This window comes from Paenibacillus sp. OK060 (assembly GCF_900101205.1).
In the GTDB taxonomy this organism is placed as follows: Bacteria; Bacillota; Bacilli; order Paenibacillales; family Paenibacillaceae; genus Paenibacillus; species Paenibacillus marchantiae.
On sequence record NZ_FNFR01000004.1, the window covers coordinates 51,909 to 67,320 of the forward strand.

Here is a 15,412-nt window from a genome sequence, read left to right on the forward strand (position 1 = left end):
TGAATGGCATACAGATTGCTTTGTATCATTGTGGGGTATAAAACATAGGTCATGTCAGCATTCGTTTGGGATGAATTGGCCGTACGGAACTGCTGGGCTGATCCATGAACAATAGGGTATACTGGAAGTTATGTTTCAGAAAACATAACAGAAGATTACAGACGTTTTTTACATCAGGAGGACTTGAATTGGCTCAGACAGAAGGAACATTGCAGAAGAAACTTAAACCAAGGCATATTAGCTTTATGGCTATGGGCGGTGTCATTGGAACCGGAATTTTCAAAGGAAGCGCCGAAACGATTGGACTTGCAGGTCCAGGAGTCATTGTAACGTACATTTTTGCAGGCTTATTGTTACTGGTTGTCATGGCTGCGATGGCGGAAATGGCTACAGTGTACAAGAACAAAAATATGAAAGACTTTGTGCAGGAAGCGTTCGGCAGCAGAGTCTCCTTTATCATGGGATGGATGTATTGTTTCCTCTGGTTGTCGGTTTGTGTAATTGAGGTCATCGCAGCAGGGAGCTTTTTGCAGTACTGGTTCTCGGAAGTACCGCTGTGGATGCTGAGCTTGGCATGTGCGGTGTTTATTATACTGATTAATCTGCTGAGTGTAGGGGTATTTGGGGAATTTGAATTTTGGTTGGCTGGTATTAAAATCGCCATGATTATTATTTTTATTATCCTTGGGGCGGGTCTGATCTTCGGGATCATTCCAAGTGACAATACGCCTTATCTGCATAATTACACGCAAGCAGGCGGTTTCTTCCCTAATGGATGGTCATCGATCTTCTCAGCATTATTGGTTGTCATGTTCTCGTATGGAGGATCTGAGCTTATTGGCTTAACCTTAACGGAGACGGAAAATGCGGACAAGGTGATGCCCAAAATTGTAGGGAACTTCATGCTGAGAATTATTTTATTTTTCACGCTGCCGATTCTCATCATCTGTGGGCTCATTCCGTGGAATGAGTTGGGGCCCGAAAGCAGTCCGTTTGTACAGGTGCTGGCTTCCACGGGACTTCCGGGTGCAGCACATATTATGAACTTTATTCTGGTGACCGCCGTTCTGTCTGCTGCGAATTCGGGCATTTACGGCGCATCCCGTATGATGCATTCCATGGCGGTAGGTGGTGAAGCTCCCAAGGCATTATCACATACGAATCGCAACGGCAGTCCGGTAAATACACTGCTGGTATGTGCTGTGATTCTGCTTGGGGGCTCCATGCTGGGGCTATTCGCACAAGATCAGCTCTTCCGCGTGCTGCTGGCGGTTCCGGGGTTTGTCGTGATGCTCGTATGGATCTGTATTGCCACCTCACAGCTGAAGCTGCGGAAAAAATATCCGGTGCAACCGACATTTAAAGTTTGGGGATTTCCTTACGTAACTGGAGCTGCTGTGCTGTGTCTCGGCGTTATTGCAGTCATGTTCGTGTTTGATGAAGGCAACCGTTTCAGCATAAGCATCTGTCTAACTGTACTCGTATTACTGATTCTCTGGTCTCTGATTCGATTCAGGAAGACAAAGGGACGGGTTTTATAATCCTGTAAGAGTATAATATTTGTACAATATCAAAACATCCTGGCGCTTGCGTCAGGATGTTTTTTTGTCGAAAACGAGAAGCAGACAGCTCATTTGAGTTGGGTGAGATGTTTAATTTATACAATCAGCGGACGATCGATGTCAAAATTGTTATGATAATGTCGAAGGCTTTTTAATAGTTTTTTTTGAAATACTTCGATATGATAAATCTATTTCGAATCTTTTCTCCGATGACAGGAAGGAATACGCAGTCATGAGAACACAATTACTTGTTCTAATTGGTATGGTCGGCGTTTTTGCTGGAGCGACCTCAATCTTTATCTATGAATGGCTTCATCCCAACGTGCACTATCCGGAGGCGAGGGAAGGCGTACTGGATGCCAGACAGTGGGATTTTGCTGAACAGGGGATCATCCCGCTTCGCGGGGAATGGGAATTCTACAAGGATCAACTGCTGACACCCAGCGACTTCGCCAATCGGGGCGCGAATCAGCAACTAAAACCGCACATTCTTCCTGTTCCCGGAGGATGGAAGGGAGAAGTGTCGGAAAGCGGCTATGGTGCGGGGACGTACCGTCTGCGACTGTTGGTAAACGATCCCGAGGATTATGGACTTAGAGCCAAAAAGATTCGGATGGCGAGTCGTATTTATATGGAAGACGAGGAGCTTGGCGGTACTGGACAACCCGGATTATCGGCAGCCGAATTTGTGCCCAGCAATTTTCCGTTCTTTGGAATGATCAAGTCCGAAGACCGGACCATTGAGATTCTTGTCCAGGTGTCGAGCTATCGGTACTTGCAAGGTGGACTTGTGCAAGCACCTGAGTTTGGACTGGCAACGGATGTTATGACCCGGCGGGACAATGCCCGAATGGCTGACGTCATCGTTATCACCACGTTGTTCGTTTTTGGCATTTATTTTGCAGGCATGTTCAGGCAATGGCGGCGGGAGCCTTATCTAATTTTCTTTAGCTTGTTCTGTCTGACACTAGGATTGTTTTTCAGCATCGACAACGAGATCGTTATGGCGACTCTGTTTCCCTCGATGTCGTTTCTGCTGCTGCAGAAGCTGCTCTTCATTCTTCCGTATCTGGCGATCATGTTCTTCATTCACTATGTACGCATTTATCTAAACGAGAGAAGCGGATATTTGTTCAGGGGAGTTCGCTGGTTTTCCTATGTGTATCTGGTTTTACTGATTGGGTTTCCCAATGATCACCTTTTGTATCTGTTGTGGCCTGGCGTATTTTTGCAGATAGTGGCCTTCGGATTTATCTTTGCTTCAATTTTTCGCAATCGCCATCACGGGGTCAGAATTTACTATATTTTACTTGGTGTGTTCTTTTTGATTATTAGTTGGATTTTCGCACTGACCCGTTATCAATTGGCGCTGGACAGCCCGTATTACATCATCGTTACGCTACTGCTAGTCGTGTTGTCGCAATCATTCCTGATGGGGGACCGGATTCGTGAGGCTCTCCTGCGCAGTGAACGCCTGGCTGATCAATTGCTTATCTATGACCGGCAAAAAGATGAGTTTCTGGCCAAAACGTCGCATGAGCTTCGCACGCCTTTACATGGTATCATCAATCTGTCTGAAGCCCTGCTGGAGAATAAAGAAGCACCGCTTGCAGCGGAGCATCGTGAGAACGTCAGGTTGCTTCACCTGATCGGAAGGCGACTTGCCGGACTGGTGAATGACATCCTTGATATGAATCGGATTCGGTACGGTCAACTCTCCGTGCAAACGAAACCTGTAGACCTTTACATATCAACCGATTTTGTTATGGAGACCTTATCGATCTCGCCCGTTAAGAGCGGAGTCAGGCTTGTAAATGAGCTGCCTCCCAATCTACCTCTTATCATGGCTGATGAGAACCGGCTTCGGCAGATTTTGCATAATTTGTTGGAGAACGGATTGAAGTATACGGATCGTGGAACGGTCTCCATCTCAGCGGAGAGAAGGGCTAATATGCTGGCGATATCCGTTAGCGACACCGGAAGGGGTATTCCTCCGGAGATCATGGACGACCTGTTTCAGACGTTCTTTCAATATAATGAGCAGGGTGCGCATTCGCGGGGCGGTATTGGACTGGGGCTTGGCATAGCGAAGCAACTTGTCGAGTTGCAGAGCGGACATATGCAGATAGAGTCTGAGGTCGGCAAAGGTTCCAGGTTTACATTCATGCTGCCAATTGCACGGCGCGGGGAGAACCAGGTGGCGGCCACTATTGAATACGCTGGACATACCGAGTATAAGAATTATACGGAGTGTGAGGCACATATCAAGCCTGAAGAGAACCCAGCGTTGCTCCCTAGGGTTCAGCTAGCTGTGGAGGTGCCAGATGAGGCGCTCCATATTCTGATTGTTGACGATGAACCCTCCAATCTGAAGGTCGCCATGGACGTGGCAGCTTCCATGGGGTACACGTATACGGCTGTGGGAGGCGGCGAAGAGGCACTGGGGGTGTTAAGGCGCAAGAAGCCGGACCTTGTTCTACTCGACCTGATGATGCCCGGCGTATCGGGATTGGACATCTGTAAGGACATCCGGTCGATTCACGGGCTGGCTGAGCTTCCGGTGCTGATGCTGACCGCTTCGGGGCAGACGGGGGATATTCTGGCAGCCTTTGCAGCAGGGGCCAATGATATTGTGCAGAAGCCTTTTGAGCTGGCAGAACTTAGAGCACGAGTGCAATCGCTTCTGGCGATGAAAAGCTCCTCTGAGCAGGCGGTACGCCGGGAGATGGACTTTTTGCAGGCCCAGATTCCGCCGCATTTTCTGTACAATAGCCTGAATGCACTAGTTGGGCTCAGCTATAAGGACGTGGACAAGCTGCGGGAAACGATCCACCATTTGACCACCTATCTCCGCTCCAAGTTCACATTTATCTTCCAGGGTGATGCAGTACCGTTAGAGCGGGAACTGGAATTGGTACGCGCCTACCTTGCCATTGAGCAGCTTCGCTTCGGTCAACGGCTGAACGTGAGCTACACAATCGATGAAGATGCGCACGGTATGGTGCCCCCACTTACCCTCCAGCCTATAGTCGAAAATGCCGTCCGTCACGGGATCGGACAGAAGCCTGAAGGAGGGACCGTGAACATTATTGTCACCCGTAGCATTAACGGTGTGGAGATCGTTGTCGAGGATGACGGGGGTGGAATGGACGAACAAACGCTAAGATTACTGGAGCAAGGCAAGACTGGGGGAATCGGCATTGGTAATGTGAACCGCAGGCTACAAATGAGATACGGGCGGACTCTGGAGATTCATAGTCGCTTGGGCGAAGGAACCCGAATTACAATTTACTTGACGGAGGAGCCTTATGTGGAAAGCCATTCTGATCGATGATGAAGAGATCGCGCTTGACGTCATGGATATTATGCTGGCCGAAGTTGGCGGTGTGAAGGTTGTCGGCAGGTTTCAGCTGGTCGCCGAAGCGCTCGAACAATGTGGCGCGCTGCAGCCGGATTTAATCTTTTTGGATATCGAAATGCCTGGAGTAAGCGGGCTGGAGGTTGCGGAGGAGATCACTGCGTGCTTTCCCTTTGCTAAGATCGTTTTTGTAACGGCACATGATCAGTATGCGATTGATGCGTATGACACCGACGCCATCGGATATTTGCTTAAACCGGTCGCCAAGGACAAGCTGGCCAGGACACTGCACCGTTATTCCAATCTCCAGGCCAAAAATCGGATTCTAAGTAGCAGTCCTCTAGATCTTGACAGGGGAGTTGCCAACGTTGGTTCAAGCGAATTGGACACTGTCGTTGAAGGTAAGGTATTGCTTTCGCTTAAAGTACTAGGCAGCATGGAGCTGTATGCTGCAAACGGAAGGCTATTAACGTGGAGGACCAAGAAAACGAAGGAGTTATTCGCATTCCTCTGGCATCATCGCGGACAGCCCGTTTACAAATACGCCATATTGGAAAACTTATGGCCGAATGATGCGCCGGAGCGCGGGCAAAAATTGTTGCACACTTCCCTGTATTATTTGCGGAGTCTGTTTAAGTCGGTGGGCTATGGCGAAGTAGTAAGGTACGGCGACGAGCGCTACTGGATTAATCCGGTGTTTATCCGAAGCGATCTTGAAGAGTTGCTTGGTCGAATGAAGAGGGGAGTTGCCGGAACCGAAGCCAAGGACATGCTTCATCTATATAGCGGCAATTACTTCGAGATGGAGCATTATGAATGGGCGGATACTTACCGAATCGAGTTGCGTTCCATCCTGATGTCCTACTTGACGAATGCTCTGAATGGGGCGACGAACGAGCCACGGATAGCGATGCTTCGAAAGCTGATCGATCTGGAGCCCAGTCGGGAGGGTTACTACGATCTACTCATTGACTCCTTGAGGCATGCGGGAGATCTGGGCGGAGTCGGAAATGTGCAGGCTTTGAAGAAGCGAATGCTGCTGGAGGAAAATTAGAGTGTGACAAAACCGATCACAAAAAAAAGTATGGGTCTTAAGGTTTACGCCTTTAGCCCCTTTTTTTGTCGTTTTATGGGTGGAATGTTGTGAAAATGTTGAGAAGTAATTTGCTAGACTAATGCTGTTGATTGATAGATATCGGACAGCGGTCAACGGATTTGGGATGGGAGCAAAATGAGGGGGAGTGAAAGAAAAAATGATGACATTCAGAAAATGGATCTCGGTGATATTAGCGTTCCTAATAGTAGGAATGCTGGTTCCGCAGTATGCAATAGCCGAGTCGTCCGCATGGGAACTTCGAAGTCCTCTGCCGACGTCTCAGACGATGAACACGGTGGCCTATGGAAATAACATCTTCGTGGCAGTGGGCGAGTATGGAACGATTGTTACTTCCACAGACGGTGTAAGCTGGGCGAGTCCCAAGAGCAATACGTTATTCACTTTGTATAGCGTTGTATATGGCAATGGGAGATTTGTGGCAGTGGGAAGCAGTGGAACGGTTCTCACCTCAACCGATGGAGTGACCTGGCAAAGTCAAAAGGTGGGGAATACCAATATGTTGAGTGTTACTTTTGGTGCCGGCAAATTTGTGGCAGTAGGAGAAGCGGGATTAATACTGCTGTCAAGTGATGGTTCCACCTGGGTTAGCCAAACCAGTAGCGCAACGGGCTATCTCTGGGACGTAACCTATGGTGGAAACTGGTTTGTTGCTGTTGGTTTATCTGGTACGAGGATTGTCTCGAAAGATGGAGTGTCCTGGAAGGCGTACAACAGCACCAATGGAGATTCATATATCGGCGTGACTTATGGGAACAACCGCTTCGTGGCAGTTGATAACCAGGGAGCTATCGTATATTCGCAATCTATCTCGGATTCATCATGGACCTGGGCAATAGGCAAAAATAAAGGTAGTTCCGCTTCAGAGGGCTTTTCTGATGTCAGCTATGGCAACGGAAAGTTCGTGGCGGTAGGACATGGTGGTAAGGTGTACACTTCTTCCGATTCAGCCAGTAGCTGGCAAGTGCAGACTAGCGGCACGGGCAATAATCTTAACGGTGTTGTCTATGGCAGCAACAAATTTGTGGCAGTGGGCATTCGGGGAGCCCTCTTTAGCTCGGCAGATGGGACGATATGGACGAATCGGCTTCAAGGCTCCAGGCAAGCCATCAGAGAAATTAGTTTCATTAATAACCATTTTGTAGCGGTCGGTCCTTACGGAGAGTTGTTTTCCTCTACAGACGGTACATTCTGGGACAGAAAATTGATCGACTCCTCCGTTGGTTTAACAAATATCGAGTATGGTAATGACACTTACGTAGGGGTGGGGTTTAATGGGGCACTCCTTACTTCGACGGACGGAACAGTCTGGGCAAACAGGGCGTCAACCTGGACAGATGCTATATATGGCTTGAGTTATGGGGCTGGGAAGTTTGTAGCGACAGGTAATGCCGGTAAAGTTTGGACTTCGGCTGACGGAGTAATCTGGGCCTCCATTACGAGTCCTACATCAAATACGCTAAATGATACGATATACGCACATGATCGGTTTGTGGCGGTGGGGGTGGGAGGAACGATTATAACTTCGCCTGACGGGGAGAACTGGACGCTCCAAACGAGCGGTTCCCAGGTGAATCTGAAAAAATCAAGCTACGGAAGTGGAAAGTTTGTGGCAGTTGGTGAGTCCGGGACAATCCTGACTTCTGTCAACGGAATGGATTGGGTCGTGCAAGCAAGCGGGACAGCGAACACGCTTAATGGCGTGGGTTACGGCAATGGAACTTTTATAGCGGCAGGAAAAAGTGGGTTACTCTTAACATCAACGAATGGTACGAATTGGACAACTCAAGCGAGCGACAGGCAGGAAGAGCTTAACAGTGTAGGCTATGGTAACAATACCTTTGTGGTGGTTGGGCAAGATGGCATTATATTAAAGAAAATAGTGGAAGCAAACAGCATGATCAATCCGTTGGAGGAAAACTTCGACAAAAATACTACATCAGCGGGTTATGTCAATGTGAATGTTACGCTGACGTTGAACGGAAACATGTTAACCGGTATTGATAATCAGGCATCCTTATTGACTGCAGGCGAGGACTACACAGTTAGCGGTAATATAGTTACCATCAAAAAGGCGTATCTAGCGACACAAGTAGTAGGGACGACAAGTCTGAATTTCACGTTCAGCGCAGGAACATCCCAGACGCTGGACATTTCAATTCGTGATACGACACCGCAAGTTGCTACTGTCAGCTACGGATCAGGCGCTCATGGCACGATCAGCGGAACGAGTGAACAGGTGACAATTGGTGGGCATCCGGTGGCAGTTCCAACAGTGACGCCTGCAAGCGGCTACCGATTTGCAGGATGGAGCAGTGACGGTGGAGTTACGAAGTTCAGCAGTCAGCAGGTAGCGGCTACTAAGATAACTGCGGATGTTACCTACACGGCGCATTACACGTCGTTTGTCATGGGTGACGCGGATGGGGATGGTGTAGTTACGCCTGCTGATGCGCTGTTGTTGACAATGCATATTAAGGGCAAGATCACGCTGACGCCGGAGCAGTTGCAAGCGCTCGATATGAATGGCGACGGACAATGGGACGAAGCGGATATAAAAGCGATTCTCGCCATTGCCGCAGGAAAGGGCTGATTTTATGCTTTGGAAGAGATTAATATCGATTTTACTGACGGTTAGTATGATCTTGCCTTTTGGTACGTTTGTCAGCGCTGGTGCACCAGCTTCTAACTCGATGAAGGTGAGTGGTGGTGAAGGCTACCCTGGAGATACCGTTGACGTGGAGGTATACCTGATACCGAATCTTATCATCAACGAATACGATATTTCGATTGGTTTTGACACTTCTTCGTTGGAACTTGTGACTGGAAATGAAATTACGAATAATCTAGGTGTGAGTTCAAATGGAGATAGCTTCAATACGGATTTCTCCAGTGATGGGACTATCAATGTACAAGCTGATCTGGTGAACTACTCGATTTTTGATGAAGCGAAGGTATTCACTCTTCATTTCAAGATCAAGGATACCGCACAGCCTGGGGAACTGACGCTGAGTGTACCTACGCACAATCTCTATGAAGGGGGGACACTTTCGTCGACAACGGTTGAAATGGGCAAAATTCAGGTTAATGCTGTAAAGCATACTGTGGCGTTTGATGCACAGGGAGGTAGCGCCGTTGGCAGCATTACAGATGTAAGCAGCGGCACAACGATCAGTGAGCCGCCAGCGCCGACAAAGGCCGGTTATACCTTCGCAGGCTGGTTCAAGGAGGAAGCAGGCACGAATGTCTGGAACTTCGCAACAGATAGGGTAACGTCCGATGTGACGCTATACGCAACATGGACGGCTGTTCAGTTGGCACAATATACCGTTACGTTCGATTCAAAGGGAGGCAGCGTTATTGACAGCACTGCCAATGTGAGTAGTGGAACGACGATTAGCGAACCGCCAGCGCCGACGAAGGCCGGTTATACCTTTGCAGGCTGGTTCAAAGAAGAAGCAGGCACAAATTCCTGGAACTTCGAAACGGATATGGTAACGTCCGATGTGATGCTATACGCAACATGGAAGCGTCATGCAGCAGAGATTCAGATCGGCTCGGTGAGCGGAACGCCCGGAACTACGGTAAAAGTACCTGTCTCCGTAGCCAACTCAACATATGGAATCGGAGCCTATGGAATACAAATTGATTTTGATACAGAAGCGTTGGAAGTAACGAAGATTGAAGGGGAAACGGGCAATAACTTCGACTCCAACTTCGATAACGTAGCAGGTTGGTTGAAAGCGATGTGGGCAGACAGCGATGCAGGTGACACACCGATTGCATCGGGAGAAAAACTGTTCACCGTCAGCTTCAAGATCAAAAGTGGAGCAACAACAGGGAGCAAGAAATTAACAGTAGAAACGGAAGAATTGAGCCATTTCTCCATAGCTAACTCGTTCGCGGTTGGAATGGAAAAAACACTGATGCCTGGTAAGGTTACGGTTAATGATGGACCGGTGCAATACACAGTGACGTATGATTCGCAGGGAGGTAGCACAGTTCCTGGGCTTACCCAGGTGAACAGTGGCACCACGATAAGTGCTCCGACAGAACCAACAAAGGTTGGCTTTATGTTTGCGGGATGGTATAAGGAAGTAGCGGTAACGAATGTGTGGAACTTCGCAACGGATAAAGTAATATCTGATGTGACGTTATACGCAAAGTGGACGAGTAGTACTTCCAACAATTCAAATAACTCTGTTGCGCCTTCAACAAACTCAAGCACAACAACAGTTGAGAAACCTGCTGGTCTGCAAATCATCGTCGATGGTGTCTTGAAAGATCAGATTGCGACAGGTTCCCTCACTAAAGAGAACGGTAAGACTGTACTGAGGGTCACAGTCGATCAAGCCAAACTGGTTGATCAGCTGAAGCAAGCAGCAGACAAGTCCACCGTAGTCATTCCCGTGACTACTAATGTGGAAAAGGTATCGGTGGTATTGACTGGCGATGCTGTGAAGAGCATGGAAACCAAGCAAGCCGTTTTGGAGGTTCAAACGCCAGGCGGAATCTACAAACTTCCTGCAGGGCAAATAGCCATCGACAAGATTTCCTCGACACTTGGGATACAGGTCAAACTGTCCGACATTGTCGTTCGTGTAGAGATTGCCAAGAGTGATGAGGCTACGGTCCTTCTTGCAGAGAAGGCAGCTGTTCAAGGAAACTATGCTGTTGTAGCTCCACCAGTCACTTTTAATGTAACGGCTTCCTACAATGGCAAAACGGTAAACGTAGAACAATTCAGCAGTTATGTGGAACGAGAAATTCCACTTCCCGCAGGTCTTAATCCAAGCAGGGTGACAACGGCTACGGTGCTCAATCCAGACGGCAGTGTTCGTCATGTGCCTACGTTCATCACGACTAGAGAAGGGAAATATTATGCGGTCGTGAACAGCCTTACCAATAGCGACTACTCGCTGATTTGGCATCCAAAGACATTCGCGGATGTAGAAGGTCATTGGTCGAAACAGGCTGTAAACGATATGGCTTCACGAATGATCATCAAGGGGATAGATGAGAATCATTACAATCCGAATGCGGTCATTACACGGGCGGAATTCGCAGCGATTATGGTGCGCGCGCTGGGATTGGCCGACAATGGAAGCCAAACCACATTCATAGATGTGAAGTCCAGCGAATGGTATGCAGGAGCTGTTGCGAAGGCTGTGGAATACGGTTTGATCGAAGGCTACCAGAACCAGACATTTGCGCCTGCTCAGACGATTAGTCGTCAGGAAGCATTGGTGATTATGTCCCGGGCAATGAAACTCACATCGATTGAAACGGAAGGGGCAGATGTGGAGTCTGTGCTATCTCCGTTTGCAGATCAGACGGCGATTTCTTCTTGGGCCAAGTCGGCAGTAGCCTCAGCTGTGAATAACGGACTTGTGGAGGGCTCAGAAGAAGGTTTGATGCCGACAGGCAAGCTTACTCGGGCCGAAACTGCGGCGATTGTTCAGAGACTTTTGATCAAGGCCAAGTTGATCAATAACGGCGATTCTATCTAAAGTTAATCGAAAAAATTAAGACAGTTCAAAACCAGCCTCTTTTCCGATTAAGGTGGAAGTGAGAGCTGGTTTTGTCTGTTTATCGATGAATGGCATTCTGATTAGGAAAGGGACAAAGCATTAGACTCGGAGAAGGCCGTTATCTGGAAATCATCTTCCTGTGGGTGACCCGATATTTTCTTGCCTAATTCGACAACTTCATATAATATTTTCACATTACATAGTGCTTCAAGCATGTAGTTTTTGGGTAGTCGTAGTCGAAAAGGCTTACATACAGGTGTGAGAGGAAGAGGATTGGATGGTCGGTTTTTTCAAGAAACGTTTGGTTGTTCGCATTGTTGCCATTGTTACATTGGTCATTGTGATTATATCTGCGGGAAGCATGCTGCTTCAGCTGGCGAATATGAAGCTAGCCGCGCAGGAGGCCATATCGAGTTACAATATTCAAATTGCCGAGAGTTATGTGAAACAGCTGGATGCAGGGCCGTATGTGGAATTTGCCAAAGATCCCAAGGAAAATGACGTGTTCTTGAAGATTCGTGATGAGCTGGATGATTTTCGTGTGAGCATCGGTGCGATGTATGTGTATTTTGTGAAAATAGACGATACAGGCACGCCTCTCATTATGGTGGACGGCATGAAAGATGCAGATAAAGCATCACCGATCAATGAAGTGACGGATATCCCAGGTGATGCAGTCCAAAAGCTCCTGCAAGGGAAAACAGCCAGTTCCCCTATCATTAATAATGAAGAGTATGGCGAATATATTTCCTCATACGCTCCGATTTTGGACAGTAATGGAGCTTTGACAGGTGTGATTGGAATTGATACGGCTGTGTCGGTCATTGGAAGTATTGAGTCAGATATTATGAAATCCAGCATTCCGCTGTATGCCCTGTTATTATTCATTACGCTTGCAGGCATCGCGGTTGTATTGTGGTTCATCGTAAGAGGCCTGCGACCGCTGAAACCGTTGAAGGCAAGCGTCGAACAAATGGCGCAAGGTGAGCTGGCGGAAGCTAACCGAATCCTGACAGCCTATCGGCTGCAGAGTGAGGATGAGATTGGCAGCACATTCAAGGCGATGATTCATATGTCTGGGGACTTAAATAAAATGATCGGCGACATGGTCGCGGGTGTTTCGGTAACCACTGATATTCTCGCGGAATCAACGGAGCAATTCAATCGTGATGCAGAAGACATGCTTGAGATGAATAAGAGCGTTGACCAGTCCGTGCAGCAGATCAGACAGGGAGCACATACCCAGAAGCAAGGTGCTAGCGACAGCGCTAATGCGATGGAAGAGATCGCAAAAGGCATTACCGATATTTCAGAGTCCTCTACAGCCGTGTCCGACGCTGCAACAACTGCACTTGCTACGGCACAATCAGGTAAGCAGAGCATGACGCAAATGAAGAAACAGATGGAGAGCATTTCGGCTGTATCTGCTGAAGTTGTAGCCATGGTCCAAGTGCTTAACAACTTCTCGCAGCAAATCAGCGGTGCGCTTCATACGGTGCGGGATTTTGCGAGTCAGACTAAGCTGCTGGCGCTGAATGCTTCAATTGAAGCCGCTCATGCAGGAGAACATGGAAAGGGATTTGCCGTTGTAGCGGATGAAGTACGAAAATTGGCGGAGGCTTCAGGCACATCTGTGCAGACAATATCGGATTTGTTAATCGGTATTCAGCAGGAGTCACAGCATATCGGATCACAGATGGATGTTACCTCGCAAGAGATCGGCCAGGGGGTGACGAGCACAGCAGAAGCAGAGCTTGCCTTCACGCATATGGTTGAGGCGTTTCGTGTGGTGACACGTCGTATCCAGGAGGTTTCCGCAGCAGCGGAAGAGATATCGGCGGGTTCCGAGGAAGCGGCAGCATCGGTCAACACCATCTCGCAAATTTCATCCGGCGTTTCAGATCATTCAGATGACATTTATCGCTTAACAGGGGAGCAGTCGAGCATGTTCCAGAAGGTGGCACAAACGTCCATGCTGCTGAGGCAGCAAACGTTTGAGATGAGCGAAGCTGTAAGAAAAGTAAAGGTATGACCGACAAGAGCCATGCAAAAATTCTGGTGGAAATCGGCTGTTAATAGTGTGGAAAATGGAGCGAATAGCATTTGCTGCTCGATTTCGATTCTTTAGATTAGAATAACGCTAAAAAGGGATACCCTCTGTCATGTTAATGACTTATGGGCATCCCTTTTTGTGTTATCCACGCTTATTACCATTTGCGAGAATTATGAATCATAACGGTAGCAAATTGCTTTGCCTCCACCACTCTCGGAACTGAATTCCGGGTCTTCTACAAAACCGAAACGTTCGTATAATCGGATCGCGTTGACCATCTGGCCGCCCGTATATAAATACACCGTATTTTTGCCCATGTCTTTGGCAGATTCAACACATTGTTGAAGCAGTTCTCTGGCAATGCCGTGACCTCTCCATTTGGGATCAACACCCAACAGTCGAATAAACGGATAATCAATAGGCAACTCGAAGTTCGGGTAAGCCTTATGCGCTGTCTCAAACAATTGCACCGTTCCAACAATCTGATTATTAATTTTGGCAATCCATAATTGCTTAATATAAGGATTGCTCGGCGATTCCCGAATGTCCTTCAAATAATGTTCCCATTGTTCCTGTGTTTGGAACGTGTCCCGGTACTCGGAGTAACTTTCAATGAGAATATGTACAATTTCTTCATGGTCAGCTTCTGTAGCGGGATGAATCTTTACTGCCGTTGTCATCTCAAGTTCTCCTTCTGATCTTGGTTTGATAAGAGATATAGTTGACTTGAATTGTATCACACCCAATGGTACTGGATTAATTCAAATTTTCTATATATGACTCATGAAATTCTATGAGTTGGTATAATCCGCACAAGCACATCCAAGGTTCGCACGTATAAGGTTCATTATAGGCGATTGAGCTGTGTGGAATACAAATTATTGCGATATTCGGTGGGTGTATTGCCTTCGTATTGTTTGAACATGCGCAGGAAAAGTTTGTAATCCGAAAAACCGCATTGCCCCGCGATTTCTTTCACACTGGCATTGGTATTGAGCAGCATCTGCTTGGCCCGGCGAATCCGTTCCGTGAGGATATAGGTTTTGAGCCCAATGCCTTTCTCACGTTTCACCATTTTGGAGATATAGTCCTTGTTAAAATTAAAAGTCTCGGCAATCTTACCAACCGTAATGTCGGTATGCAGATGAATATCCACCCACTTGCAGATGTGGTCAACGATCGCATTGTGCGGCCGATAACCCGCCTGTGTGTTGCGTTCCAGTTCTTTGAGCAGCAGCAGCAATGCCGCGTCTGCTTCTTCTGGTGAGAACGATGAACTATGCAGCAATTGCTTGAACAGCTGATTGGCGGTGGACGGAACCTGAATAGTCGCATGGGTGGGATACTGGTCGAACTCTTTCTCAATCGAATCATAATGAACCCAGTAAAAGCTGACGGGAGCATCGCTAACCTGATATCCAGAATGGGTGCGTCCAGCTCTCAGAAATAGCAGATCATTTGCACGAACCACAAACTGCTCGTCCTCCTCGGCAATGTACATCTCGCCTTGCAACATCAAAATGACCTCGTGAACAGGCATGCTGCGCTTCATATGGCTCCAATTGCCTTCGGTTATGAACTTGCCGCACAAGTAATGTTCCAATGGCTTTTGCATAGGACGGATTTCTCCACCTTTTCTTGGATTATGAGTCTGATGTAGTTGTATTTTATTTGATAATATGAGGATATTCAAGGCCTGTATGAAGAAATTTCGTAAAGGACACATGAATTTAAACACGGATTTTACCCTTTGTACACTTATATAAATACTTCTAAATATCCACTATATACCGA

At 47.6% G+C, this 15,412-nt stretch carries 8 protein-coding genes; 6 read left to right on the forward strand and 2 right to left on the reverse strand.

What is annotated here, in order from left to right; translation table 11 throughout:
- The first annotated feature begins 188 nt into the window (after positions 1-188).
- The 6 genes from BLS14_RS15455 (at position 189) to BLS14_RS15480 (ending at position 13,597) form a co-directional block, all read left to right on the forward strand.
- The gene (locus BLS14_RS15455) at positions 189-1,541 is read left to right on the forward strand and encodes an amino acid permease (protein WP_143021545.1); all 1,353 of its coding nucleotides are present in this window, start codon (positions 189-191) and stop codon (positions 1,539-1,541) included.
- A gap of 253 nt (positions 1,542-1,794) precedes the next feature.
- The gene (locus tag BLS14_RS15460; protein WP_090952750.1) at positions 1,795-4,896 is read left to right on the forward strand and encodes a hybrid sensor histidine kinase/response regulator; all 3,102 of its coding nucleotides are present in this window, start codon (positions 1,795-1,797) and stop codon (positions 4,894-4,896) included.
- The gene (locus tag BLS14_RS15465; RefSeq protein ID WP_079694990.1) at positions 4,871-5,974 is read left to right on the forward strand and encodes a response regulator; all 1,104 of its coding nucleotides are present in this window, start codon (positions 4,871-4,873) and stop codon (positions 5,972-5,974) included. The genes BLS14_RS15460 and BLS14_RS15465 overlap by 26 nt, the downstream gene beginning before the upstream one ends.
- A gap of 199 nt (positions 5,975-6,173) precedes the next feature.
- Positions 6,174-8,627, forward strand: a complete 2,454-nt coding sequence (locus tag BLS14_RS15470) for a X2-like carbohydrate binding domain-containing protein (RefSeq protein WP_090952752.1) — start codon at positions 6,174-6,176, stop codon at positions 8,625-8,627.
- A 4-nt stretch (positions 8,628-8,631) separates the two neighbouring features.
- A complete protein-coding gene (locus BLS14_RS15475) occupies positions 8,632-11,544 on the forward strand; it encodes an InlB B-repeat-containing protein (protein ID WP_090952754.1) in 2,913 nt (970 codons plus the stop codon).
- 298 nt (positions 11,545-11,842) lie between these two features.
- Positions 11,843-13,597: a methyl-accepting chemotaxis protein gene (locus BLS14_RS15480; protein WP_090952756.1), complete on the forward strand. Its 1,755-nt coding sequence runs from the start codon at positions 11,843-11,845 to the stop codon at positions 13,595-13,597.
- Positions 13,598-13,788: 191 nt separating this feature from the next.
- Here the strand turns inward: BLS14_RS15480 and BLS14_RS15485 are convergent, their stop codons facing one another.
- Entirely contained in the window at positions 13,789-14,298 is a 510-nt protein-coding gene (locus BLS14_RS15485; protein ID WP_090952758.1) for a GNAT family N-acetyltransferase, read from the reverse strand.
- Positions 14,299-14,465: 167 nt separating this feature from the next.
- Positions 14,466-15,233 (reverse strand): AraC family transcriptional regulator, encoded by a 768-nt coding sequence (locus BLS14_RS15490; RefSeq protein ID WP_143021546.1) that lies wholly within the window; start codon positions 15,231-15,233, stop codon positions 14,466-14,468.
- Positions 15,234-15,412 lie beyond the last annotated feature (179 nt).

Excerpts from the sequence above, each read along its gene's own strand:
- BLS14_RS15470 (WP_090952752.1), top strand. The coding sequence starts at position 6,174 with ATGATGACATTCAGAAAATGGATCTCGGTGATATTAGCGTTCCTAATA.
- BLS14_RS15485 (WP_090952758.1), bottom strand. The coding sequence starts at position 14,298 with ATGACAACGGCAGTAAAGATTCATCCCGCTACAGAAGCTGACCATGAA.
- BLS14_RS15490 (WP_143021546.1), bottom strand. The coding sequence starts at position 15,233 with ATGCAAAAGCCATTGGAACATTACTTGTGCGGCAAGTTCATAACCGAA.
- BLS14_RS15465 (WP_079694990.1), top strand. The coding sequence starts at position 4,871 with ATGTGGAAAGCCATTCTGATCGATGATGAAGAGATCGCGCTTGACGTC.
- BLS14_RS15460 (WP_090952750.1), top strand. The coding sequence starts at position 1,795 with ATGAGAACACAATTACTTGTTCTAATTGGTATGGTCGGCGTTTTTGCT.
- BLS14_RS15480 (WP_090952756.1), top strand. The coding sequence starts at position 11,843 with ATGGTCGGTTTTTTCAAGAAACGTTTGGTTGTTCGCATTGTTGCCATT.
- BLS14_RS15475 (WP_090952754.1), top strand. The coding sequence starts at position 8,632 with ATGCTTTGGAAGAGATTAATATCGATTTTACTGACGGTTAGTATGATC.